Annotated in this window: 17 protein-coding genes; 11 read left to right on the top strand and 6 right to left on the bottom strand. The window is 68.7% G+C overall.

Annotated features, from left to right (window positions below; genetic code table 11):
• Positions 1-116: 116 nt before the first annotated feature.
• Together lepB and AC3ITN_RS01020 are read left to right on the top strand one after the other, a co-directional pair.
• A complete protein-coding gene (lepB, locus tag AC3ITN_RS01015; protein WP_489391754.1) occupies positions 117-743 on the top strand; it encodes a signal peptidase I in 627 nt (208 codons plus the stop codon).
• Between the two features lie 379 nt (positions 744-1122).
• Positions 1123-2394: an MFS transporter gene (locus AC3ITN_RS01020; protein WP_489391755.1), complete on the top strand. Its 1272-nt coding sequence runs from the start codon at positions 1123-1125 to the stop codon at positions 2392-2394.
• On the opposite strand, the gene AC3ITN_RS01025 is transcribed toward AC3ITN_RS01020, so the two are convergent.
• Both AC3ITN_RS01025 and AC3ITN_RS01030 read right to left on the bottom strand, forming a co-directional pair.
• Positions 2384-3289, bottom strand: a complete 906-nt coding sequence (locus tag AC3ITN_RS01025; RefSeq protein WP_489391756.1) for a LysR substrate-binding domain-containing protein — start codon at positions 3287-3289, stop codon at positions 2384-2386. The genes AC3ITN_RS01020 and AC3ITN_RS01025 overlap by 11 nt on opposite strands.
• A gap of 9 nt (positions 3290-3298) precedes the next feature.
• On the bottom strand, positions 3299-4267 hold the full coding sequence (locus AC3ITN_RS01030) for a LysR family transcriptional regulator (RefSeq protein WP_313342105.1): 969 nt from the start codon (positions 4265-4267) through the stop codon (positions 3299-3301).
• Positions 4268-4374: 107 nt separating this feature from the next.
• Between AC3ITN_RS01030 and aceB the strand changes: the two genes are divergently transcribed.
• The 4 genes from aceB to AC3ITN_RS01050 all read left to right on the top strand — a co-directional run bounded on the left by aceB (position 4375) and on the right by AC3ITN_RS01050 (position 11166).
• Entirely contained in the window at positions 4375-6024 is a 1650-nt protein-coding gene (gene aceB / locus AC3ITN_RS01035) for a malate synthase A (protein ID WP_489391757.1), read from the top strand.
• A 19-nt stretch (positions 6025-6043) separates the two neighbouring features.
• Positions 6044-7327 (top strand): isocitrate lyase, encoded by a 1284-nt coding sequence (aceA, locus tag AC3ITN_RS01040; RefSeq protein ID WP_313342100.1) that lies wholly within the window; start codon positions 6044-6046, stop codon positions 7325-7327.
• 281 nt (positions 7328-7608) lie between these two features.
• The gene (locus AC3ITN_RS01045) at positions 7609-8652 is read left to right on the top strand and encodes a GGDEF domain-containing protein (protein WP_489391758.1); all 1044 of its coding nucleotides are present in this window, start codon (positions 7609-7611) and stop codon (positions 8650-8652) included.
• Between the two features lie 12 nt (positions 8653-8664).
• The gene (locus AC3ITN_RS01050; protein ID WP_489391759.1) at positions 8665-11166 is read left to right on the top strand and encodes a putative peptide modification system cyclase; all 2502 of its coding nucleotides are present in this window, start codon (positions 8665-8667) and stop codon (positions 11164-11166) included.
• 5 nt (positions 11167-11171) lie between these two features.
• Here the strand turns inward: AC3ITN_RS01050 and AC3ITN_RS01055 are convergent, their stop codons facing one another.
• Positions 11172-11480, bottom strand: a complete 309-nt coding sequence (locus AC3ITN_RS01055; RefSeq protein WP_489391760.1) for an NHLP-related RiPP peptide — start codon at positions 11478-11480, stop codon at positions 11172-11174.
• Positions 11481-11600: 120 nt separating this feature from the next.
• Here AC3ITN_RS01055 and AC3ITN_RS01060 point away from each other — a divergent pair, with 120 nt between their 5' ends.
• Positions 11601-12776: a putative peptide maturation dehydrogenase gene (locus AC3ITN_RS01060; protein WP_489391761.1), complete on the top strand. Its 1176-nt coding sequence runs from the start codon at positions 11601-11603 to the stop codon at positions 12774-12776.
• Positions 12777-12890: 114 nt separating this feature from the next.
• On the top strand, positions 12891-14768 hold the full coding sequence (locus AC3ITN_RS01065; protein WP_489391762.1) for a putative peptide modification system cyclase: 1878 nt from the start codon (positions 12891-12893) through the stop codon (positions 14766-14768).
• Positions 14769-14870: 102 nt separating this feature from the next.
• On the opposite strand, the gene AC3ITN_RS01070 is transcribed toward AC3ITN_RS01065, so the two are convergent.
• The 3 genes from AC3ITN_RS01070 to AC3ITN_RS01080 are packed head-to-tail and all read right to left on the bottom strand — an operon-like array spanning position 14871 to position 19695.
• A complete protein-coding gene (locus tag AC3ITN_RS01070; protein WP_489391763.1) occupies positions 14871-16853 on the bottom strand; it encodes an acetyl/propionyl/methylcrotonyl-CoA carboxylase subunit alpha in 1983 nt (660 codons plus the stop codon).
• A gap of 55 nt (positions 16854-16908) precedes the next feature.
• Positions 16909-18519: a carboxyl transferase domain-containing protein gene (locus AC3ITN_RS01075; protein ID WP_489391764.1), complete on the bottom strand. Its 1611-nt coding sequence runs from the start codon at positions 18517-18519 to the stop codon at positions 16909-16911.
• Positions 18520-18531: 12 nt separating this feature from the next.
• Positions 18532-19695: an isovaleryl-CoA dehydrogenase gene (locus AC3ITN_RS01080; RefSeq protein WP_313342078.1), complete on the bottom strand. Its 1164-nt coding sequence runs from the start codon at positions 19693-19695 to the stop codon at positions 18532-18534.
• A 102-nt stretch (positions 19696-19797) separates the two neighbouring features.
• On the opposite strand from AC3ITN_RS01080, the gene AC3ITN_RS01085 reads away from it, so the two are divergent.
• From AC3ITN_RS01085 to AC3ITN_RS01095, 3 genes are all read left to right on the top strand, one after another.
• Complete coding sequence (locus AC3ITN_RS01085) at positions 19798-20403, top strand: TetR/AcrR family transcriptional regulator (protein WP_313342075.1); 606 nt, start codon at positions 19798-19800, stop codon at positions 20401-20403.
• Positions 20404-20518: 115 nt separating this feature from the next.
• Complete coding sequence (locus AC3ITN_RS01090; RefSeq protein WP_313342072.1) at positions 20519-21037, top strand: c-type cytochrome; 519 nt, start codon at positions 20519-20521, stop codon at positions 21035-21037.
• A 343-nt stretch (positions 21038-21380) separates the two neighbouring features.
• On the top strand, positions 21381-22820 hold the full coding sequence (locus tag AC3ITN_RS01095; RefSeq protein ID WP_489391765.1) for an ExeM/NucH family extracellular endonuclease: 1440 nt from the start codon (positions 21381-21383) through the stop codon (positions 22818-22820).
• Positions 22821-22908 lie beyond the last annotated feature (88 nt).

Raw genomic sequence — 22908 nt, forward strand, 5'->3', positions numbered from 1 at the left:
GACCCGCATACCGGAGACGCGTAAACAATGCGTAGCTTTTCCGTTGGTCGTCACTATGGGAACTCGGGGCGCACACCACCAGTCAGACCCAACTCATACCCGCAAGGATCGCCCACATGACCGCTGCCGCCGCCGAACCCCGCTCTCAAGGCGTGTTCCACTGGCTGAAGAAGGAGGCCCTGCCACTGCTGGTCATGCTCGGCCTGCTGGCCGCCGCGCGCGACAGCCTGGCCAACCACTACCAGGTGCCCAGCGGCTCCATGCAGCACACCCTGGAACCGGGCGACCGCGTGGTGGTGGACATGCGCGCCTATGGCCTGCGCCTGCCGTTCACCTCGGTGGAACTGCTGCACACCGGCGTGCCGCAGCGTGGCGAGGTGGCCGTGTTTGATTCCCCGCAGGACGGCACCCGCCTGATCAAGCGCATTGCCGCCGTGGGCGGGGACCGCGTGGAGCTGCATGCGGGCCACCTCAGCATCAACGGCCAGCCGCTGGCGCAGGCCGGCACCGATGAGGTGGAAGACTTCGGGCGCACCCTGGCCCAGCTCGACCTGGGGCAGGGCGGCGGCCCGGACATCACCGGCCTGACCGTACCGGCCGGCAAGGTGCTGATGCTCGGCGACCACCGCGGCAACAGCGCCGATGGCCGCTATTTCGGCCTGGTCGAGGCGAGCGCGCTGTATGGCAAAGCGGCGCGCGTGTACTACCGTCGCGGCGAAGGGTTCACCTGGCAGGCGCTGTGACGTTACCGGGAGCCGGCCAGCGGCCGGCACTACGTAGAGCCCGACCGGCAGGACCGGCCGTTCGTAGAGCGCGGCCGGCAGGGCCGGCCGTTCGTAGAGCCCGGCTGGTAGGACCGGCCGTTCGTAGAGCCCGGCCGGCAGGACCGGCCGTTCGTAGAGCGCGGTCGGCAGGACCGGCCGTTCGTAGAGCGCGGCCGGCAGGACCGGCCGTTCGTAGAGCGCGGCCGGCAGGACCGGCCGTTGGCCGGCCCCCGCAGTCCTTGATTGATATATGAAACATCTCAATCCAGACCGCTCAGGTTATGGATCGACCTGTACCCGCTGCCTATCCTGAGCGCTGACTCTTACGCACCGGCCCACCCCCACGGGCCCTGACGCAATGAACGGCGATACCGCAGCGCTGCCCGAGCGCAGTTCCACCAACCATCCGCCCACGCGTTCGCAGCACATCGAACAGGGCACCCCGGCCTTCCGGCGCACCGCCGTGGCGCTGTTCCTGGCCGGGTTCTCCACCTTCGGCCTGCTCTACACCGTGCAGCCGCTGCTGCCGGAATTCAGCCGTCACTTCGGGGTCTCGGCGGCCAACAGCGCGCTGGCGCTGTCGCTGAGCACGGGCCTGCTCGCCGTGTCCATGCTGGTGGCCGGGCTGATCTCCGACCGGGTCGGCCGCCGCGGCGTCATGATCACCGCGTTGCTGGCGTCCACGGTGTTGTCTGGCGCCAGCGCCATGGTCGATGACTGGACCACGCTGCTGGTGCTGCGCACCCTGCTGGGCATCGCATTGAGCGGCGTGCCGGCGGTGGCGATGACCTATCTGGTGGAAGAGATGGACAGCCGCGCGCTGGGCCTGGCCATGGGCCTGTACATCGGCGGCAACGCGGTCGGTGGCATGAGCGGGCGGCTGATCGCCGGCATCGTGGCCGACCACTGGGGCTGGCGCTGGGGCATCGGCGCCGTGTCGGCCATCGCGGTGCTGAGCACCGCGCTGCTGTGGGTGCAGCTGCCGCCGTCGCGACACTTCCAGAGCCGCCGTGGCGGCCTGCGCGAACTGCCCGCTCGCTGGCGCCAACTCTTCGCCGACCCGGGCCTGCCGTCGTTGTTCGCCACCGCCTTCGTGCTGATGGGCGTGTTCGTCACGCTCTACAACTACCTCGGCTACCACCTGCTGGCCCCGCCGTACCGGCTCAGCCAGACCGTGGTCGGGTTGATCTTCAGCGTGTACCTGGTGGGCACCTTCAGCTCGGCCTGGATGGGCCAGCAGGCCAACCGGCATGGACGCAGCCGCGTGCTGGGCATCTGCTACGGGTTGATCGGGCTGGGCATCGTGCTGCTCGCGCTCCCCTGGCTGGGCTGCATGGCGGTGGGTATCGCGCTGGTGACCTTCGGCTTCTTCGGCGGCCACTCGGTGGCCAGCAGCTGGGTCGGCAGCCGCGCCGGGGTGATGCGCGCAGAGGCGTCGGCGCTGTACCTGTTCGCCTACTACCTGGGTTCCAGCCTGGCCGGCGTGGCCGGCGGCATGTTCTACACCCGCTGGGACTGGTGGGGCGTGTGTGCATTCACCGCCGTGCTGACCCTGATCGGCGCGACCATCGCCTGGCGCCTGGGCCGCCGCGCGCAACCGGCGCCGGTCGCGCTTGCGCTTACCCGCTGACGCCCCCCTGCAGCAGGCGGGTAAAGTGCGTGATCAGCGGTGACGGGCCGCCACGCCGGTAGGCCACATGCACTTCCGAGCTGGCGGCGCGATCGCTCAACGCAACGAAGCGCGCCCCTTCCACATGGATATGGCTGCACGACGCAGGTAGCACCGTCACGCCCAGTCCAGAGGCGGCCAGGCTGATCAGCGTCGAGGCCTCGCCGGCTTCCTGGATGATGCGCGGAGTGAAGCCGGCGCTGCGGCACAGCGCGATGAAATGATCGTGGATACCCGCGCCCACCTCGCGCAGGAACCCCACGAACGGCTCGTGCGCGAACATGCGCAGTGCCACTGCTGCATCGGCCGGCAGGGAACGGATCAGCGGATGCTGGTCATGCACCACCAGCGCCAGCGGATCGCTGAACAGCTTGCGCGACATCAGCGGTGCCGGCAGCGCACGCTTGCGGATCAGGCCCACGTCCAGTTCGTTGGCCACCAGCGCATCGATCTGCTCCAGGGTGTTCATCTCGCGCAGCTTCAACTGCACCTGCGGGAACTGCTGGCGGTACGCGAAGATGGCGCGCGGAATCTGCGTGGACAGCGGCGTCGCGCGGGTCAGCCCGATGCGCAGCTCGCCGGTTTCGCCGCGCTGCGCACGCTGGGTGAGGTCGATGGCCTGCTCCACCCGCGCCAGCGCCTCGGTGGCCTGCGCCTGCAGCACGCGCCCGGCTTCGGTGAGTTCCACGCGGCGGTTGCTGCGCAGGAACAGCCGCGCGCCCAGCAGTGTTTCCAGTTGGCGGATCTGCTGGCTGAGCGGCGGCTGCGACATGCCCAGGCGTTCGGCGGCGCGCCCGAAGTGCAGGGTGTCGGCCACCGCTAAAAAGTACCGCAGGTGGCGCAGTTCGATCGACATGGCAGCGCGTCAGCGTTCGGAATGACCGCTTTCATCATAGCTGCGCGGACTGAACAGGTCCGGCTGGATCAGCTCGATGAAGGCGCGCGCCTGCGGCGACAGGAACCGCCCGCGGCGCACGATCACCCCGTAGCTGCGCTCGGGGAACCACGCGCTCATCGACCGCGTCACCAGCCGGTCGCGGTCGGCGTCGTTGAGGCACAGCGCCGGCACGATGGAAATGCCCATGCCCATCGCCACGTACTGCTTGATCACCTCCCAGCCGCCCACTTCCAGTGCCACCGTGTACGGCACGCGCTGGCGCTGGAACACCTGGTCCACCAGCCGGTAAGTGATCTGGCGCTTGGGGGGCAGCACCAGCGGGTAGGCCGAAATCGCCTGCAGGGTCAGCTCCGGCAGGGTGGCCAGCGGGTGGTCGGGCGGGGCGATCAGCACCTGCTCGAAGCGGTAGGCCGGCGCATAGCTCAGGTCGGCCGGCACCTCGGTCATCGAGCCCACCGCCAGGTCGGCGGCGTCGCTGCGCAGCAGGTCGGTGCCATCGGCGCTGATCGCGTTGTGCAGGGTCAGGCGTACGTCCGGGTGGCGCTGGCGGAAGCGCTCCACGATCCGCGGCAGCAGGTACAGGATGGTGGAGCTGTTGGCCGCGATGTTCAGCTCGCCCGCATCCAGCCCTTTGACCTTGTCGCGGAAGCGCGCCTCCAGCCCATCCAGGTTCTCCACCAGCGGCTGCGCCATTTCATACAGGAGCTGGCCCTCCCGGCTGGGCACCAGGCGCCGCCCACTGCGCTCGAACAAGCCCACCCCCAACTCGCGCTCCAGCGCCTGCAGCTGCTGGCTGATCGCCGGCTGGCTGACAAACAGCGCCTCAGCTGCCCGTGAGACTGAGCCCAGCCGGACCGTCTGGCAGAACGCCCGCAGCGGTTTGAGCCGGTCGGACTTGTAGGAAAAACGCGGACTTGGCGGTCGCGGTGTGGGCATGGCGTAACGAGTATAAGCACATCTTATGTAATGCATTGCGATAACTGTTTTGCCAAATACCACACCCCGGCGCACGGTGGAGTCCACCCGCACCGCAGGAGTTGGACATGTCCGCTGTCGCCGCTTTCGCCACCGCCCAGCCCACCCCGGCCGATGCCCCGGCCACGCCGGGGATCGCCCTGACCACCCAGCTCGCCGGGCAGTCGGCGCTGCTGCCGGCCGGGGTACTGGCGCTGCTGGTGTCGCTGCACCGCGCGGTGGAGCCCGAGCGCCAGCGTCGCCTGCAGGCCCGCCGTGAGCGCCAGGCGTTCTTCGACCGCGGCGGCCTGCCGGACTTCCGTGCAGACACCGCCACGATCCGCAGCGAGGACTGGCGCGTGGCGCCGATCCCGGAGGCGCTGCAGGACCGCCGTGTGGAGATCACCGGCCCGACCGATCCGAAGATGGTCATCAACGCGCTGAACTCCGGCGCCAAGGTGTTCATGGCCGACTTCGAGGATTCCACCGCGCCGGCCTGGCGCAACCTGCTGGCCGGCCAGCAGGCGCTGATCGGTGCGGTGCGCGGCGACCTGACCCACACCGCCCCGGACGTGGATGGCAAGCCGGGCAAGCAGTACGCGCTGCGCCCGTTGAACGAGCAGGCGGTGCTGATCGTGCGCCCGCGCGGCTGGCACCTGGACGAGAAGCACGTGCGCATCGACGGCCAGCCGCTGGCCGGCGGCCTGTTCGATGCGGCGGTGTTCGCCTTCCATAACGCCCGCACCCTGATGTGCCGCCAGCGCGGCCCGTACTTCTACCTGCCCAAACTGCAGTCGATGGAAGAGGCGGCGCTGTGGGAAACCGCGCTGTCGCACATCGAGGGCATGCTCGGCCTGCCGCACGGCCAGATCAAGGTCACCGTGCTGATCGAGACGCTGCCGGCGGTGTTCGAGATGGATGAGATCCTGCACGCGCTGCGCGACCGCATTGTCGGCCTGAACTGCGGCCGCTGGGACTACATCTTTTCGTACATCAGGACCTTCCGTGCGCATGCGGACAAGGTGCTGCCCGAGCGGGGCCAGGTCACCATGACCCAGCCGTTCCTGAAGGCGTATTCGGAACTGCTGATCCAGACCTGTCACCGCCGCGGTGCGCATGCGATGGGCGGCATGGCCGCGCAGATTCCGATCAACCACGACCCGGCCGCGAACGAGCAGGCCATGGCCCGCGTGCGCGCGGACAAGCTGCGCGAAGTCACCGCCGGCCACGACGGCACCTGGGTCGCGCACCCCGCGCTGATCCCGGTGGCGCAGGCGATCTTCGACGAACACATGCCCGGCCCGAACCAGCACGGCGTGCTGCGCCGTGATGTGCAGGCCGACCGTGATGCGCTCATCGCCGCCCCGACCGGCACCATCACCCGTGCCGGCTTCGAGGGCAACGTGGAGGTGTGCGTGCGCTACCTGGCCGCGTGGCTGGACGGCAACGGCTGCGTCCCCATCCATCACCTGATGGAAGACGCGGCCACTGCCGAGATCAGCCGCAGCCAGCTCTGGCAGTGGCTGCATGTTCCCGGCCAGCACCTGGACGACGGCACCGCGATCGACCTGCCGCTGCTCGACGCCACCCTGGCACGTCTGCCGGCGCGGCTCGGCGACCGCAGCACGCTGCCGGGTGGGGCGCGCATCGATGAGGCGATCGCGCTGCTGGGTGAGCTGAGCCGTCGCGACGCACTGACCGATTTCCTGACCCTGCCGGCCTACGACCGGATCGATTGACCCATCCTGGAGAAACGACATGACCAAGCTGCCGACCGCCGAACAGATCCAGCACGAATGGAACACCGACCCGCGCTGGGCCGGCATCGAGCGCAACTACAGCGCCGACGACGTGGTGCGCCTGCGCGGCACCGTGCACGTGGAGCATTCGCTGGCCCGGCTGGGCGCGGAGAAGCTGTGGACGTACCTGCATGAAAAGGACTTCGTCAACGCGCTGGGCGCGCTGACCGGCAACCAGGCCATGCAGCAGGTCAAGGCCGGCCTCAACGCCATCTACCTGTCCGGCTGGCAGGTCGCCGCCGACGCCAACCTGGCCGGCCAGATGTACCCCGACCAGTCGCTGTACCCGGCCGACTCGGTCCCCGCAGTGGTCAAGCGCATCAACAACACCCTGCTGCGTGCCGACCAGCTGCATCACGCCGAAGGCAAGGACGACATCGATTTCCTGCAGCCGATCGTGGCCGATGCCGAAGCCGGCTTCGGCGGCGTGCTCAATGCCTTCGAGCTGATGAAGGCGATGATCGAGGCCGGCGCCGCCGGCGTGCACTTCGAAGACCAGCTGGCGTCGGTGAAGAAGTGCGGCCACATGGGCGGCAAGGTGCTGGTGCCCACCCGCGAGGCGATCGAGAAGTTGAACGCCGCGCGCCTGGCCGCCGACGTACTGGGCGTGCCGACCCTGCTGGTGGCGCGCACCGACGCCGAGGCCGCCGACCTGCTGACCAGCGACATCGACGCCAACGACCAGCCGTTCGCCACCGGCGAGCGCACCGTGGAAGGCTTCTACAAGACCCGCAACGGCCTGGACCAGGCCATCAGCCGTGGCCTGGCCTATGCGCCGTATGCCGACCTGATCTGGTGCGAGACCGGCAAGCCGGACCTGGAGTTCGCGCGTAAATTTGCCGAAGCGATCCACGCGAAGTTCCCGGGCAAGCTGCTGGCCTACAACTGCTCGCCCAGCTTCAACTGGAAGAAGAACCTGGACGACGCCACCATCGCCACGTTCCAGAAGGAGATCGCGAAGTACGGCTACAAGTTCCAGTTCATCACCCTGGCTGGCTTCCATGCCCTGAACTACTCCATGTTCAACCTGGCCCACGGCTATGCCCGCCGCCAGATGAGTGCCTTCGTCGAGCTGCAGGAAGCCGAGTTCGCCGCCGCCGACCGTGGCTTCACGGCGGTCAAGCACCAGCGCGAGGTCGGCACCGGCTACTTCGACGCGGTCACCCAGGCCATCCAGCAGGGCCAGTCTTCGACCACCGCCCTGACCGGCTCGACCGAGGAAGAACAGTTCCGGGCCGCGTAATGCCGGCCGCTGCCCAGCTCCCCGGACATCCAACCCAAGCACAAGGCCGCCCTGTAGGGGCGGCCCTCCTTTTATATGCCACCGCCAAATGCTACGTTCCGCACCGGGGCACCATGCGGTAGGGAATGGCCGGTTCAACCCGGTTGCCGCGTAAGGGAGGAATGGGCCGGAGCGCCGGGCAATTTTTGGGCGTCCGGGAATGGAATTGTGATGAGGCGCACACTTTAAAGGAGTGCTATCCTCATCTGCTCACCGGGGGACGCTGGGAAGCGGGTGTTGTGATGACCGGCAAGTTTGCGACGAATGTGTGCGAACCAGAACCAGGCATCGCCCAGACCGCGATGGCTGACATTGTGCATGCCGTACTGAGCGCGGGTGAGTTCGCCCTGTTCGCCGAGTTCGGCCAGCAACGCCATCTGCATGCGGGGGAACACCTGTTCCTGCGCAACCAGGGTGGCGACACCATGTATGTCATCGTCAGTGGCGGCATCGAGCTCGACTTCGGCGAGGACCTGGTGGTCAAGTCGCTGGGGCCGCATGAATTCTTCGGTGAACTCGGCCTGCTGATCGGCGACCATCCGCGCAGCGCCGACGCACAGGCCACCACCGACAGCGTGGTGCTCGAGCTCAGCCATGGCGATTTCCAACGCCTGGTCGATCGTGACCCGGGCCTGGTGGCCTACTTCCTGCGGCGCACGATCATGCGCGTGGTCAGCAACGAACAGGTCCTGATCCGGCAGCTGCGCCGGCGCAACCATGACCTGGAAGCGGCGCTGGACAACCTTTACGTCACCACCCACCAGCTCACCCACACCCGCGAGCTGGTCGGTACCGACGAGCTGACCGGCCTGCACAACCGGCGGGGTCTCGCGCTGTACCTGCAGGAATGCCGCAGCCACCACGACGCGGCACCGCAGGGCCTGCTGCTGATCGACTGCGACCAGTTCAAGCAGGTCAACGACGAATACGGCCACCAGGCCGGCGACCGCGTGCTGCAGAGCGTGGCCAACATCCTGCGTTCGCTGGCCACCGAACAGGACCGCGCCTGCCGGCTGGGCGGGGACGAGTTCTGCCTGCTGCTGCGTGGCGCCGACCCGGACACCCTGCAGCATGCCGCCGAGTTCATCCTCAGCGCCGTGCATGGCCTGATGGGGCGTGCCACCGGCCAGCCCCACGTGTGCCCGGTCAGTATCGGCGTGTGCCTGCTGGACCCCCAAAGCGACTGGAGCGAGTGGTACGCTCGCGCCGACAATGCGCTGTACCAGGCCAAGCGCCTGGGCGGCAACCGGCTGCACTGGTCGCGTGCCGCGACCGCCAAGCCCTGACGGAACTCCCGCATGAATGGCGACATCGGAACGTCGACCCAGGCCCCCCAGCTGCGCGCGCTGCTGTTCACCGACCTGTGCGATTCGGTAGTGCTGGTCGAGCGCATCGGCGACACCGCCGCCGCCGAGCTGTTCCAGCAGCACGACCGGCTGGTGCTGACACTGCAGCAGCAGTGGAACGGCCACCAGATCGATCGCTCGGACGGGCTGTTCCTGTTGTTCGAACGCGCCATCGACGGGCTGGGTTTCGCCCTGGACTACCAGCGCGGCCTGCAGCAGCTCGGGCGGGAGCGCGGCGTTGAACTGCGCGCCCGCGCCGGCCTGCATGTGGGCGAAGTGCTGACGTGGGAAAACAGTGCCGAGGCCATCAAGGCCGGCGCCAAGTCGCTGGAGGTCGAGGGCCTGGCCAAGCCGATGGCCGCGCGCCTGATGACCCTGGCGCGGCCCGGGCAGATCCTGCTGTCGGCGGTGGCCGAATCGCTGACCCGGCGCGCCACCTCTGAACTGGGCGAGCGTGCCGACCGTCTTGTATGGAAGTCGCACGGCCGCTGGCGCTTCAAGGGGATTCCCACCACGCAGGAAGTGATCGAGGTCGGCGAGCCCGGCTTCGCCCCGCTGCGCATGCCGCGCGCCACGGCCAAGGCGCGCCGCGACCTGGCCCTGTGGCGGCGGCCTGCGGCGCTGGCCGCGGAAGTGGCGGTCGTGGCCATGCTCGCCGTGGGCGCGTGGGCGCTGCTGCGCCCCGAGCCGGCCATCGCCTTCGCCGAGCGCGACTGGGTGGTGATGGCCGACATGCAGAACCTGACGGGCAATCCTCTACTGGACGACTCGTTGCAGCAGGCGTTCCGGATCAGCCTGGAACAGTCGCGCTACGTCAATGTCGTCAGTGACATGAAGGTGCGCGACACCCTGACCCGCATGCGGGTGGCGAGCCGTGCGCGGGTGGACCGCAGCCTGGCCAGCGAGGTGGCCCTGCGCGACGGCGCACGCGCGGTGATTCTGCCCAGTGTCGCTGAAATCGGTGGGCGGCTGCGGATCAGCATCGAAGTGATCGATCCATCCAATCAAGGCACGGTCTACGTGCTGGCCCGCGACGCGCGCGGCGTTGACGGTCTGCTGGCCTCGGTGGACAACGTCGCCATTGGACTGCGCGACCGCCTCGGCGAATCGCAGGACGCCATCCGACAAGCCTCCGAGCCGCTTCCGGCGGTGACCACCGACGACCTGGATGCGCTGAAGATCTATGCGCTCGGCATAAAGGCCTACAACGAGGCACGGCTGGACGATGCACGTGCGTTCTTCCAGAAGGCTGTGGAAATCGACCCCGAATTCGCGCTGGCCTACGCGGGCATCATGCGTACTTATGTCACCCAGTCCGAAGCAGACCGCGGCGAACCTTACCTGCGCAAGGCCGCTGCGCTGCGCGCGCATCTGCCCACCCGCGACCGGCTGTACATCGACGCCTGGGCTGCGGAATTCGAGCCGCATCCCTCGCGCAACGCCCCGGAGAAATGGCGGGTGTTCTCCCAGATCTATCCCGACGTGGTCGGCGCCCAGCACAACTACGCGTGGGCCGAGTATGTGATGGGCAATCTGGACGCGTCCATGGCCGCCGCCGCCAAGGTTGCCGCGTCGAAGGATCCGCTGCGCTACATCGGGCGTGATCTGGTCGGCCGCATCCACCTCGCGCGTGGCCAGTTCCGGCAGGCAGCGGCGGCCTTCACCGAGGCCGAACACATCAGCGGCGCATTGCCCGGTAGGCGTCATGCCGCGGCATTGGCTGCGCAGGGCCAGACCGAGTCCGCGCTGGACATGCTGCAGAAGCGGGCGCAGAACGGTCCCCGGGATCCGCTGCTGCATATCGAATGGACCGCCACGTTGATGGATGCACGACGCGCCGACGCGGCGGTGCGGATCGCGCGGGAAGGGCTGGCCCTGACCGAGGACACCCGCAATGACGTCATCAATGGTCCGTTGCGGATCGGCATGCTGGCAGCCCGTTACGGTACGGCCAATGTGCCCTCCCGCAAGGAGCTGGATACCCTGACCGAACAGATGCTGCGCGCGGCCGAACAGGCCGGCGTCGGCGAGCGGGACGACCTGGTCGCCATCGCCCTGGCGACCGCGCGGCTGAGCCAGCGCTTCGCGCAGCAGCCGGTGCGGCCGGCGGCAATGGAACGTCTTGAAGCGCTTGTCGCCCGCTCAGGCCATCCCGGCAGTGCCGGGTTGCTGGTGGTTGTCCAGGCCGACCAGTGGCGCCTTGCCGGTCAACCGGCACGCGCCGTCGACCACCTGCGCCCGCTGGGCAGTGGTACCGAATCCGTCCAATGGCATGTCGCCATGCGCGACGCGCTGGGCGCAGCAGGCGATGCACGTGGTGCGGCGGAACAGGTCCGGTGGCTCTCCGCGCATCGCGGCAAAGCCTATGCCGACCCAACCGGCGCGCAGGCCTTCGTGGTCATGAATGTCGTGGACGTGCCGTTGGCCACAGCACCTGCTGCAGCCAACGGATGACGGCGTCAGGCCTTGTCGTCGAAGCAGAACACCACGGTGTGGGCCGCTTCGGAGGTCAGGCTGTGCATCAGTCGATCACGCGCCGCCGCAATGGCTTCCTTGCTTGCCAGCGTGCTCACCTGCAGGCAGGTCGGCCCGACCAGGGCGGCATCTGCCTGCTTTTCATCCAGGCCTGCCTTGATCAACGCCGCGCGCGGATCGGCAGCGAAGGCGTCGCGGAATGCGTCGTCCTTCGAGAGCAGGTCCAGCAGATGGTTGGCGATGGCGTCCGGCAATGGCGGATGGGCACCGTTTTCGTTGTTGGAGCTGTTCATTGGGATCCCCTGTTATCCACACTCCTGCGGGACGATCCCGCAGAAGCGGCGCCAAGCATAGCGCTGCGGAACTTCTTCCGTCATCGTGATGCGCGGCCTTTTCATCCCTGTTGAAAGCGCATGAACCTGAGACGCTGCTCCACCCTGTTCCTGGAACCCTGCGAAATTCCACGTCTCGACCTCGCCAACCTTCTCCAGGGCGGCGACGGCATGACGTTGCGTACGGAAATCCGTGCCTGGACCGGCCATCTTGACGGCTACCGGGTGGTGACGCCCGCGCAGGCGGCCTGGCTCCTGCAATGCAGCGCCGAACGGTGGCAGCCATTCCCGCAAGATGCCGACGGCGCGGCACTGGCCGCCGCGTTGCTGGCGCTGAGTCTTATCGTGGTCGACGTGCCGCCCGACGCGGACGCCGAGCAGAGCGAGCGCGAAGACCAGACCCTGCGACGCAGCTACTGGTGGCCACTGGCCGCCGTGCACCATCGGCAGTCGCGCTGGCAGGGCGTGGACAGCGTGGCCGACATGCAGCGCAACCAGATGGTGACGCCCGCCGATCTGCAGCGCACCCTGGGATCGGCACCCCCCGCCACCCTGGATGCGGTGGGGCTGGCTTCCGCCGTGCCGTTGCCGCCCCTGCCGGCCGACGAACTGCAGCAGCTGCTGGCGCGTCGCGTCACCTGCCGCAACTTCGACCGACAGCGCGCGCTGCCGCTGGCAGTCCTCTCCAGCGTACTGCAACAGACCCTGCAGGCGCAGGGAAGCGTCGAGCCCGTGCCGGGCCTCACGTTCCTGAAGAAGCATGTGCCCTCTGCAGGCAGCCTGCACCCGACCGAAGCGTACCTGCTGCTGCGCAACGTGGAGGGCGTGGCGCCGGGTCTCTACCACTATCACCCCGTGCGCCACGAGCTTCGCTGGATCGAGCCCCCCGGAGGCACACTGCCGCACGCCCAGGACCTGCTGGCCGGGCAACACTGGTTTGCCGACGCGCCGGCACTGGTGCTGCTGGTGTGCAGGTTCGAGCGCAGCCTGTGGAAGTACCGCAACCACAGCAAGGTGCACCGTGCCATGGTGCTTGATGCCGGGCACGTATCGCAGGCGCTGTACACCGCTGCGACCGCGCAGGGGCTGGGGGCTTTCGTCACCTCTGCGATCAATGAGCGCGACATCGAAGCGCTGCTGTCGCTGGACCCGATGCGCCAGGGACCCTTGGCGATCTGTGGGCTGGGCTGGCGCGACGCACGGAAGACGACGGCCGAACTCGACCCCAATGCCGCCGTCTGGCCCGTCGACGGATGAGCGCGAGGCCGGTGGGTCGGGTCCGGCGGGGGCGGGGATGGTGATACGCTCGGCGCGGCCACCGGCAGCAAGGGTCGCATGGCGCGACCGCCGGGCCCTGATGGAACTGCACGCATGAACGGCGACACCGTACCCTCAACCCGGCCTGCAGCGCACAGGCGACCTTTCTGGCGCCGGCCGGCGACGTTGGCTGCCGAGCTGGTCCTGCTCGCGGTGGTCGGCGTGGGCGCCTGGGTCCTGCTGCGGCCCGCACCGGCGATCGCCTTTGCCGAACGGGACTGGGTGGTGCTGGCCGACGTGGACAATGCAAGCGGCCAGCCGCTGTTCGACGAATCGCTGCAACGTGCGTTGTTGATGAGCCTGGAGCAGTCGACGTATGTCAATGTGCTGTCCGACAGCAAAGTGACCGAATCGCGCGAGCTGTTGCGCGTGTCACCCGAGCGGCCGCTGGATGTCGCGTTGGCGAGCGACGTCGCCGCGCGTGAAGGCGCGCGGATGGTGCTGGCCCCGAGCATTCGCCGTATGAGCGGACACTACGTCATCAGCGTGGACCTGTTCGACCCGGCAAGTCGCGCGGTGGTGGAAAGCTACCGGGCGCAGGCGGCCAGCGACAAGGGCGTCATGACGGCCGTGGATGACGTGGTGGGCCGGCTGCGGGCCGGGCTGGGTGAGTCGGTGGCGTCGGTACGGCAATCGGTACCGCTGCCACAGGCCTCCACCGCCAACCTGCAGGCGCTGAAATCCTTCGCACTTGCGGAAAGCGCGCTCGGCCGCCGGCGTTTCACCGAATCAGCCAAGCTCTACGAAGCGGCGCTGGATGCCGATCCCGACTTTGCCCTGGCGCACATGGGGCTGGCAAAACTGCTGGTGCGGGTGGAAAAGCGTGCCGAAGCCCAGCCGCACCTGGCGCGTGCGCTGGCGGTGCATCAACGTCTACCGCACCGCGAACGGCTGTACCTCAAGGCCTGGACCAACGAGCTGAGTGCCGACGCCTGGCCCCTGGACGATTGGCGGGTGCTGGCCGACATCTATCCGGACTCCTACGCCGGGCTGTCCAACACCTCCTGGTACCTGCTGCTGGACAACCGCTATGACGAGTCGGAGCGTTACGCGCGCGCCGCCGCCGTACCGCAGGACCCGATGCGTGCCTATCCGATCGCGCACCTGGGTTGGATCCAGTTGGCCACCAACCGTTACGACGAAGCGCTGCGCAGCTTCCAGCTGTCCGAGCAGTTGACCGGGCGGCAGGCCAGTGACCCCCAGGCGGACGTCCTGATCGCCATGCGTCGCTACAAGGACGCACAGCTGCTGCTGACGAAGCTGGCAAAGCCCCGCGATGAACTGCAGGCCCTGATGAATGTCCGGGTCCGGGTCCTGCTGGCCGCCGACCAGGATGACTGCACGGGCATGGTGGACGCGCTGTCGTCGGAACCGGCGCCCAGCTCGCCCGATTTCCGCGTGCATGCCGCGCTGATGCGGGCCGTGGTGGACACCGCGTGCCAGCAGGGCGAGGCCAGGGCGCTGGCCGACATCGCCATGCAGTTGCGGCCGCTGCTGGCCGAAACGACCCACCCGAGCATGCCCGACCGCGTGTTGCGGCTGCTGTCGCTGGTCTACCTCGCGCAGCGAGCGGGCGACCACCCGCTGGCTGACCGGCTGCTGGCCGAGTTCGACGCACAGGTGGTGACGCAGAAGAATCCAATGATCGGCAAGTGGCGCACGGTGGTGCTGGCCATGCAGCAGATTGGCCGTGACGCGCCGGCGCAGTCGGTGGCGCTGCTGCAGCCGCTGCTGGACGGCAGCGAACCGGTGCAGGCGCATGTCGCGCTGCGCGAGGCCTACCGCCGGCTTGGCGATGCCGCCGCGTTCCAGAAGCAGAACGAGTGGCTGTTCGAGAACCGGGGCAGGGCGATCGCCGAGATCGCCAATACGCAGCTCATGCAGCCGTTGAACGTGCATGACACGGTGTCGGACGCCACGTTGCGACAGTGAGCGCACGTCGTGATCCGGCGCTGCGATGACACCCATGGGGTGTCACTACGTTGATGCGTAGGGACACGCCATGCGTGTCCGCTCTTCGTTCCGGCAACGCGATTACGTGGCCTCGAAATCCACCAGCACCGCGCCGTCGCCCACCTGGTCGCCGGCCTTGACCCGGTAACCCTGCACCGTGCCGTCGGCCGGGGCCTGCAGGGTGTGCTCCATCTTCATCGCCTCCAGCACCAGCAGCGGCGTACCGCGTGCCACCCGGGTGCCCGGTGCCAGCAGCGTGGCGACGATGCGGCCCGGCATCGGCGCCACCAGGCTGCCGGCGTCGGCCACGCCCTGGTCGGCTTCGCTGACCGGGTCATGCAGGGTGAAGCGCTGCACGCCGTCGCTGCCGAACAGGTACAGCTCGCTGCCATCGCGGACGACGCGGGCGCGGTGCAGGGTCTGTCCTGCCTGCAACGCCAGCCGGTCGCCGGTCATCCGGCCCTGGGCTGCGACCGTGGTGCCGCCCACGTCGATCGACCAGGCCTCGCCGTGTCCTTCAATCGCCACGTCCTGCTGGCCGCCGCGATGCTCCAGCGTCAGCCGGCGCGCCGCGCGCTGGCCCAGCCGCCACCCATCGCGTGCCTGCCACGGGGAGTGCGGGTCGCGCGCATCCACCGCCGCCGCCGCATCCGTGGCTACCGCCGCTACCGCGGCCAGAGCCCACACGCCCGCGTCGGTCTCACCGTGATGCGGCGCCAGCGCGGCGTGTTCGCGTTCGATCAGCGCGGTATCCAGCTTCGCCTGCGCGAACGAATCGGTCATCACCAGCCGGCGCAGGAAGGCCGCGTTGGTGGTGACGCCCACCACCTCGCACTCGGCCAGCGCCTGCTGCATGCGGCGCAGCGCCGCATCGCGGTCCACGTCCCAGACGATCAGCTTGGCAATCATCGGGTCGTAGAACGGGGTGATCGCATCGCCCTCCTCGACACCCGCATCCACGCGCACGTGCGCGCTGGCGGCGGGCATGCGCAGGTGGCGCAGCGTGCCGGTGGAGGGCAGGAAGCCGCGGTCGGCGTCCTCGGCATACAGGCGTGCTTCCAGCGCGTGTCCGTTGATCTGCAGCTGCTCCTGCCGCAGCGGCAGCGGCTCGCCGCTGGCCACGCGCAGCTGCCACTCCACCAGGTCGGTGCCGGTGATGCATTCGGTCACCGGGTGCTCCACCTGCAGGCGGGTGTTCATTTCCATGAAGTAGAAATCGCCGTCGGGCCCGGCGATGAACTCCACCGTGCCGGCGCCCACGTAGTTCACCGCACGCGCCGCATCCACCGCCGCCTTGCCCATCGCGGCACGACGCTCGGGCGTCATGCCCGGGGCGGGCGCTTCTTCCAGCACCTTCTGGTGGCGGCGCTGTACCGAGCAGTCGCGCTCGAACAGGTACACCACGTTGCCGTGGCTGTCGCCGAACACCTGGATCTCGATGTGCCGCGGCCGCTCCACGTACTTCTCCACCAGCACGTGCGCATTGCCGAATGCCGACTGCGCCTCGCGCTGGCAGCTGGCCAGCGCCTCGGTGAACGCGGCGCTGTCCTCCACTTTGCGCATGCCCTTGCCGCCGCCGCCCGCGCTGGCCTTGATCAGCACCGGGTAGCCGATTCCATCGGCCTGGCCGCGCAGGAACGCCGGTTCCTGTGCATCGCCGTGGTAGCCCGGGGTCAACGGCACGCCGGCCTGCGCCATCAGTGCCTTGGCCGCGCTCTTGTCGCCCATCGCGCGGATCGCCGCAGCGGAGGGGCCGATGAAGACAATGCCGGCCTCGGCGCAGGCCTGCGCGAAGCCGGCGTTCTCGGACAGGAACCCGTAGCCCGGGTGGATCGCCTGCGCGCCGGTACGGCGTGCCGCGTCCAGGATGGCCTCCGCGCGCAGGTAGCTCTCGCGTGCCGGCGCCGGGCCGATGCCCACGGCTTCGTCGGCCAGCCGCACATGGCGCGCGTTGCGGTCCGCGTCGGAGTACACCGCCACGGTGGCAATGCCCAGCCGGCGGCAGGTGGCGATGATGCGGCAGGCGATTTCGCCACGGTTGGCGATCAGGATCTTGGTGAACATGGAAGTCTCGTTGCGCAGGCCAGGGGCGGCGGTGCCCTGCGGCACCGCCCGTGCGTTACATGCGGAACACGCCGAATCCGGTCTTCCGCGCCGGTGCGTTGAGGCTGGCCGACAACGCCAGGCCCAGCACGCGGCGCGTATCGGCCGGATCTATCACGCCGTCGTCCCACAGCCGCGCGCTGGCGTAATAGGGGTGGCCCTGTTGCTCGAACTGCTCGCGGATCGGCGCCTTGAAACCGTCTTCCTCGTCCGCAGACCACTGACCACCCTTGGCTTCGATGCCGTCGCGCTTGACCGTGGCCAGCACGCTGGCGGCCTGCTCGCCGCCCATCACGCCGATGCGCGCGTTCGGCCACATCCACAGGAAGTTGGGCGAGTAGGCGCGGCCGCACATGCCGTAGTTGCCGGCCCCGAACGAACCGCCGATCACCACGGTGAACTTGGGCACCTTCGCGCAGGCCACCGCCATCACCAGCTTGGCGCCGTCCTTGGCGATGCCGCCGTGTTCGTACTTGCGGCCCACCATGAACCCGGTGATGTTCTGCAGGAACACCAGCGGAATGCCGCGCTGCGTGCACAGTTCGATGAAGTGCGCGCCCTTCAGCGCCGACTCCGAGAACAGGATGCCGTTGTTGGCGATGATGCCCACCGGGTAGCCGTGCAGGTGTGCGAAGCCGGTGACCAGGGTATTGCCATAACGCGGCTTGAACTCGTCGAAGCGCGAATCGTCCACTACGCGCATGATCACTTCGCGCACGTCGTAGGGCTTGCGCGTATCGGCCGGGATCACCCCGTACAGGTCCTGCGCCGGGTAGCGCGGCTCGACCGGTGCCTGCACCGCAAGCGCCGGTTCGGGCTTGCGCCAGTTGAGCTGGGCGATGATCGCGCGGACCCGGGCCAGCGCCTGCAGGTCGTTGTCGGCCATGTGGTCGGCCACGCCGGAAATGCGCGTGTGCACGTCGGCACCGCCCAGTTCCTCGGCGGTGACCACTTCACCGGTGGCGGCCTTCACCAGCGGCGGGCCGCCCAGGAAGATGGTGCCCTGCTCGCGCACGATCACCGTTTCATCGCTCATCGCCGGCACGTACGCGCCACCGGCGGTGCACGAGCCCATCACGCAGGCGATCTGCGGAATGCCCTGCGCGGAGAGATTGGCCTGGTTGTAGAAGATCCGGCCGAAATGGTCGCGGTCCGGGAACACCTCGTCCTGCAGCGGCAGGAACGCGCCGCCGGAGTCGACCAGGTAGATGCACGGCAGCCGGTTCTGTTCGGCCACTTCCTGCGCACGCAGGTGCTTCTTCACCGTCATCGGGTAATAGGTGCCGCCCTTGACCGTGGCATCGTTGGCCACGATCACGCATTCCACGCCGGAAACGCGGCCGATCCCGGCCACCACGCCGGCGCTGGGAATCGGGTCGCCATACATGCCGTGCGCGGCCAGCGGCGCGATCTCCAGGAACGCGCTGCCCGGATCGAGCAGCGCATCGATGCGGTCACGCACCAGCAGCTTGCCGCGCGCCGTATGTTTCTGCCGCGCCGCCTCGCTGCCGCCCAGCGCGGTTTGCGCCAGGGTGGCGCGCAGGTCGTCCACCACCGCCTGCAGCGCCGCGCGGTTGGCTTCAAAGGTCTCGCTGCCCGGTTGCAGCTGCGTGCTCAATACCGTCATGGGGGTGGGCCCTTACTTGGTGCGCTGGAACAGTTCGCGACCGATCAGCATGCGGCGGATTTCCGAGGTGCCGGCGCCGATCTCATACAGCTTGGCGTCGCGCCACAGGCGTCCGGTCGGGTACTCGTTGATGTAGCCGTTGCCGCCCAGGATCTGGATGGCCTGGCCGGTGAGCCAGGTCGCCTTCTCGGCCGAATACAGGATCGCACCGGCCGCGTCCTGGCGGGTGGTACGGCCCTGGTCGCAGGCACGCGCCACCGCGTAGACGTACGCGCGGCAGGCATTGAGGCCCACGTACATGTCGGCCAGCTTGGCCTGGATCAGCTGGAACGTGCCGATCGCCTCGCCGAACTGCTTGCGCTCGTGCACGTAGGGCATCACCACGTCCATGCCCGCCGCCATCAGGCCCAGCGGGCCGCCGGACAGCACCACGCGTTCGTAGTCCAGCCCGGACATCAGCACCTTCACCCCGCCACCCACCGTGCCCAGCACGTTGGCCTCGGGCACTTCGCAGTCTTCGAACACCAGCTCGCAGGTGTTGGAGCCGCGCATGCCCAGCTTGTCCAGCTTCTGCGCGGTGGAGAAGCCCTTCATGCCTTTCTCCACCAGGAACGCGGTGATGCCCTTGGCGCCGGCGTCCGGGTCGGTCTTGGCGTACACCACCAGCACATCGGCGTCGGGGCCGTTGGTGATCCACATCTTGTTGCCGTTGAGCACATAGTGGTCGCCACGCTTGTCCGCGCGCAGCTTCATCGACACCACGTCCGAGCCTGCGCCCGGTTCGCTCATCGCCAGCGCGCCGACCTTTTCGCCGCTGCACAGGCCGGGCAGGAAGCGCTGCTTCTGTTCTTCGGTGCCGTTCTTGCGCAGCTGGTTCACGCACAGGTTCGAGTGTGCGCCGTACGACAGGCCGATGCCGCCCGACGCGCGCGAGATTTCCTCCATCGCCACCACATGGGCCAGGTAACCCATGCCGCTGCCGCCGTATTCTTCTTCCACGGTCAGGCCGAGCAGGCCCTGTTCGCCGAGCTTGCGCCACAGCGGGTGCGGGAACAGGTTCTCCTCGTCGGCCTTGGCGGCCAGCGGCGCGATCTCCACCGAGGCAAAATGGGCCACGCTCTGGCGCAGCATGTCGATCTCTTCGCCGAGGTCGAAGTTCATGGTGGGGACGTGCATGAGGCGGCTCCGCAACGGCTGGATGGGGTCGAATGCGCCCAGCCTAGCCCTCGCCGGGGCAAAAGTGAACACAAATTCAAAAATTGAACATAGAATCAACAAATGGCCTACAAACGCTCGCCCCTGATGGAAGAACGCCTGGCCGGAGCCCGTGAACGGATCCTGCTGGCCACCCGTGCCCTGGTGGCGGCGGGCGGCTACCGCAATGCGCCGGTGACCGCCGTGGCGGCCGAGGCGGGGGTCTCCACCGGGTTGATCTACCGGCACTTTCCGTCCAAGGCCGAGCTGTTCGTGGAGGTGCTCACCGCCGCGGTGGAGCACGAGCTGCGCATCTTCGAGGCCATTGCCGCCGAGCCGCTGCCCGCGCCCGAGCGCCTGCGCCGGGCCATCACCGCCTTCGTGCGCCGCGCCCTGGCCGGCCCCGGCCTGGCGTATGCCTTCATCGCCGAACCGGTGGACCCGGAAGTGGAAGCCGAGCGCATCCGCTGCCGCCGTCTGTTCGGCGAGGTGTTCCGGCGCATCGTCGCCGATGGCGTCGAGGCGGGCACCTTCCCGGCGCAGGACACCCATGTCGCTGCCGCCTGCATCGTTGGTGCGTTCACCGAGGCGCTGGTGGGGCCGACCGCCCCCAGCCGCGACGCGCACGGGGACGAAGATGCACTGGTTGAATCCATCTGCGTGTTCTGCCTGCGCGCCGCTGGCGGCTGACCGGCGACCGATGCTGCATTGCGGCAGCCGGCGGCGGCTTGCAGAGCGCCGCCGCCGCTGGTCATACTCGGCCGACAAGCCGTGGTCCAACGACTACCAGCCAGGGGTATAGAGAGTGCGGAATTACGACCTCGAGTTCCTGAAACGCTTCTCCATGGTCATCGCGCTGTTGATGGCCATAACGCTCGGATTGATCCTGTTCGCCGCGTACCTGCACACCCGCATTCCCCCTGAAATCTCGCCCCAGGCGGCCAAGCGCACCGAACTGCGCATTGCCCCCGCCGGCGCGGTCTATGCCGGCAGCACCGGTGCCGCCGACCAGGCGGCGGCCAAGGCGGCCGCCCTGGCCAAGGCCGCCTCGCAGGTGGCCTACGGTGGCACCACCGACGGCAAGGTGATCTTCGACAACCTGTGCACGGCCTGCCACACCACCGGTGTGGGCCAGGCGCCCACGCTGGACCACGCCCACTGGGATGAGCGCCTCGCCCAGGGCAAGGACACCCTCTACAAGCACGCCACCGAGGGTTACACCGGCCCCGACGGCGGGATCATGCCGCCCAAGGGCGGCAACCCGGCGCTGACCGAAGAGCAGATCCACGCCACCGTGGATTGGATGTTGGCGAACCTGAAATAACCCACGTAGAGCCACGCCCTGCGTGGCTGCGCGAACCCCGCCACGCCCGACATTCCACGTAGAGCCACGCCCTGCGTGGCTGGGCGAACCCCGCCACGCCCAACATTCCACGTAGAGCCACGCCCTGCGTGGCTGCGGCGAACCCCGCCACGCCCAACATTCCACGTAGAGCCACGCCCTGCGTGGCTGCGCGAACCCCGCCACGCCCGACATCTGCCACGCAGGGCGTGGCACTACGGGTCCGGGATCGCCCGATTTGCCGGGTCAGGCCAACCGCTTCGCCCACCACGCCACCGCCACAATTCCGCATTACCCTGTGCACCCGTTTCAGGAATCGCCGTCGATGCGCCGTCGCTCCCTCGCTCTTGCCCTGTCGCTGCTGCTGCCCGCCACCGCGTTCGCCCAGGCCCAGCCGCAGCCACACCCGACCGCATCGACCCCGGCGACCGCCGCCACCGTCACCCTCACCGCCGCGCCCGCCGACTGGCGCGCGCTGGACGGCCAGCACGTGCGCATCGCCGCGCCGCTCACCCTGGCCGGTACCGACGGCCTGACCCGCTTCGGCGAACTCACCGTGGCCTTCGAGGGCCGGCTCTGGCAGCCCAGCGAAGTGGCCGCCCCCGGCACCGACGCGCATGCCAAGGTGATCGCCGACAACCAGCGCCGCCGCCTGCTGCTCGATGACGGCAGCACCGCGCGCGATCCCGGCCCGGTGGCGTACCTGCCGGCCGGCGCCACCCTGCGTACCGGCACCGTGCTGCGCAATGTGGAAGGCATCGTGCACGTGGATGCCAAGGGCACCCCGCGCCTGCAGGTCACCACGCCGTTGACGCTGCCGGCGCTGGCACTCCCGGCCGCCCCGGCAGTGCCGGGCGCGCTCAAGGTGGCGGCCTTCAACCTGGAAAACTTCTTCAACGGCGACGGCCAGGGCGGCGGTTACCCGACCCTGCGCGGCGCCCGCACCCTGGCCGAACACCAGGCGCAGACCGCCAAGCTGGTGGCCACCATCAACGCCCTCGGCGCGGACGTGGCGGCGCTGATGGAGCTGGAGAACGACGGCTACGGCCCGCAGTCGGCCATCGCCGAATTCGTCGGCGCGCTCAACGACAACCGGGGCAAGGACGCGGACTGGCGCTTCATCGACGCCGGCAAGGGCCCGGGCGAGAATCCGATCCGGGTCGGCATCATCTACCGCGCCTCGCGCGTCACCCCGGTCGGCGCGCCGGCCGTGCTGGACACCGCGCCGTTCGGTCCGCACAGCCGCGTGCCGCTGGCGCAGGCGTTCCGGGCGGGCAAGGGCGCCCCGTTCGTGGTGGTCGCCAACCACTTCAAGTCCAAGGGCTGCTCCGAGGCCAGCGCTGCCGACGCCGACCAGAACGACGGCCAGGCCTGCTGGAACGCCACCCGCGTCGAATCGGCCCGCCTGCTCAACCAGTGGCTGGCCACCGACCCGACCCATGCCGGCACCGCGGACGCGATCCTGCTGGGCGACTTCAACGCCTATGCGATGGAAGCGCCGATCCGCACCCTGCACGACGCCGGCTGGCGCGATGCCTTCGCCGTGGCCAAGGTCGAGCGTCCCTACAGTTATGTCTACAACGGCATGACCGGCCGCCTCGACCATGCGCTGCTCAGCCCGGGCATGGCCAAGCGCCTGCGCGGCGCGGCCGAGTGGCATATCAATGCCGACGAAGCCGACGACGTGGGTTACCGCGACCGCAACGTGGCAGGCCCGTGGCGCAGTTCGGACCATGACCCGTTGATCCTGGGTTTCGACAAATAGCCGACCGGTGCCGCAGCCACGCAGGGCGTGGCTCTACGGCCCATGTGCGATACGAACACCGGTAGAGCCACGCCCTGCGTGGCTGCGC

This window comes from Stenotrophomonas sp. KH_036_B (assembly GCF_057839485.1).

Excerpts from the sequence above, each read along its gene's own strand:
- lepB (WP_489391754.1), top strand. The coding sequence starts at position 117 with ATGACCGCTGCCGCCGCCGAACCCCGCTCTCAAGGCGTGTTCCACTGG.
- AC3ITN_RS01020 (WP_489391755.1), top strand. The coding sequence starts at position 1,123 with ATGAACGGCGATACCGCAGCGCTGCCCGAGCGCAGTTCCACCAACCAT.
- AC3ITN_RS01025 (WP_489391756.1), bottom strand. The coding sequence starts at position 3,289 with ATGTCGATCGAACTGCGCCACCTGCGGTACTTTTTAGCGGTGGCCGAC.
- AC3ITN_RS01030 (WP_313342105.1), bottom strand. The coding sequence starts at position 4,267 with ATGCCCACACCGCGACCGCCAAGTCCGCGTTTTTCCTACAAGTCCGAC.
- aceB (WP_489391757.1), top strand. The coding sequence starts at position 4,375 with ATGTCCGCTGTCGCCGCTTTCGCCACCGCCCAGCCCACCCCGGCCGAT.
- aceA (WP_313342100.1), top strand. The coding sequence starts at position 6,044 with ATGACCAAGCTGCCGACCGCCGAACAGATCCAGCACGAATGGAACACC.
- AC3ITN_RS01045 (WP_489391758.1), top strand. The coding sequence starts at position 7,609 with ATGACCGGCAAGTTTGCGACGAATGTGTGCGAACCAGAACCAGGCATC.
- AC3ITN_RS01050 (WP_489391759.1), top strand. The coding sequence starts at position 8,665 with ATGAATGGCGACATCGGAACGTCGACCCAGGCCCCCCAGCTGCGCGCG.
- AC3ITN_RS01055 (WP_489391760.1), bottom strand. The coding sequence starts at position 11,480 with ATGAACAGCTCCAACAACGAAAACGGTGCCCATCCGCCATTGCCGGAC.
- AC3ITN_RS01060 (WP_489391761.1), top strand. The coding sequence starts at position 11,601 with ATGAACCTGAGACGCTGCTCCACCCTGTTCCTGGAACCCTGCGAAATT.
- AC3ITN_RS01065 (WP_489391762.1), top strand. The coding sequence starts at position 12,891 with ATGAACGGCGACACCGTACCCTCAACCCGGCCTGCAGCGCACAGGCGA.
- AC3ITN_RS01070 (WP_489391763.1), bottom strand. The coding sequence starts at position 16,853 with ATGTTCACCAAGATCCTGATCGCCAACCGTGGCGAAATCGCCTGCCGC.
- AC3ITN_RS01075 (WP_489391764.1), bottom strand. The coding sequence starts at position 18,519 with ATGACGGTATTGAGCACGCAGCTGCAACCGGGCAGCGAGACCTTTGAA.
- AC3ITN_RS01080 (WP_313342078.1), bottom strand. The coding sequence starts at position 19,695 with ATGCACGTCCCCACCATGAACTTCGACCTCGGCGAAGAGATCGACATG.
- AC3ITN_RS01085 (WP_313342075.1), top strand. The coding sequence starts at position 19,798 with ATGGCCTACAAACGCTCGCCCCTGATGGAAGAACGCCTGGCCGGAGCC.
- AC3ITN_RS01095 (WP_489391765.1), top strand. The coding sequence starts at position 21,381 with ATGCGCCGTCGCTCCCTCGCTCTTGCCCTGTCGCTGCTGCTGCCCGCC.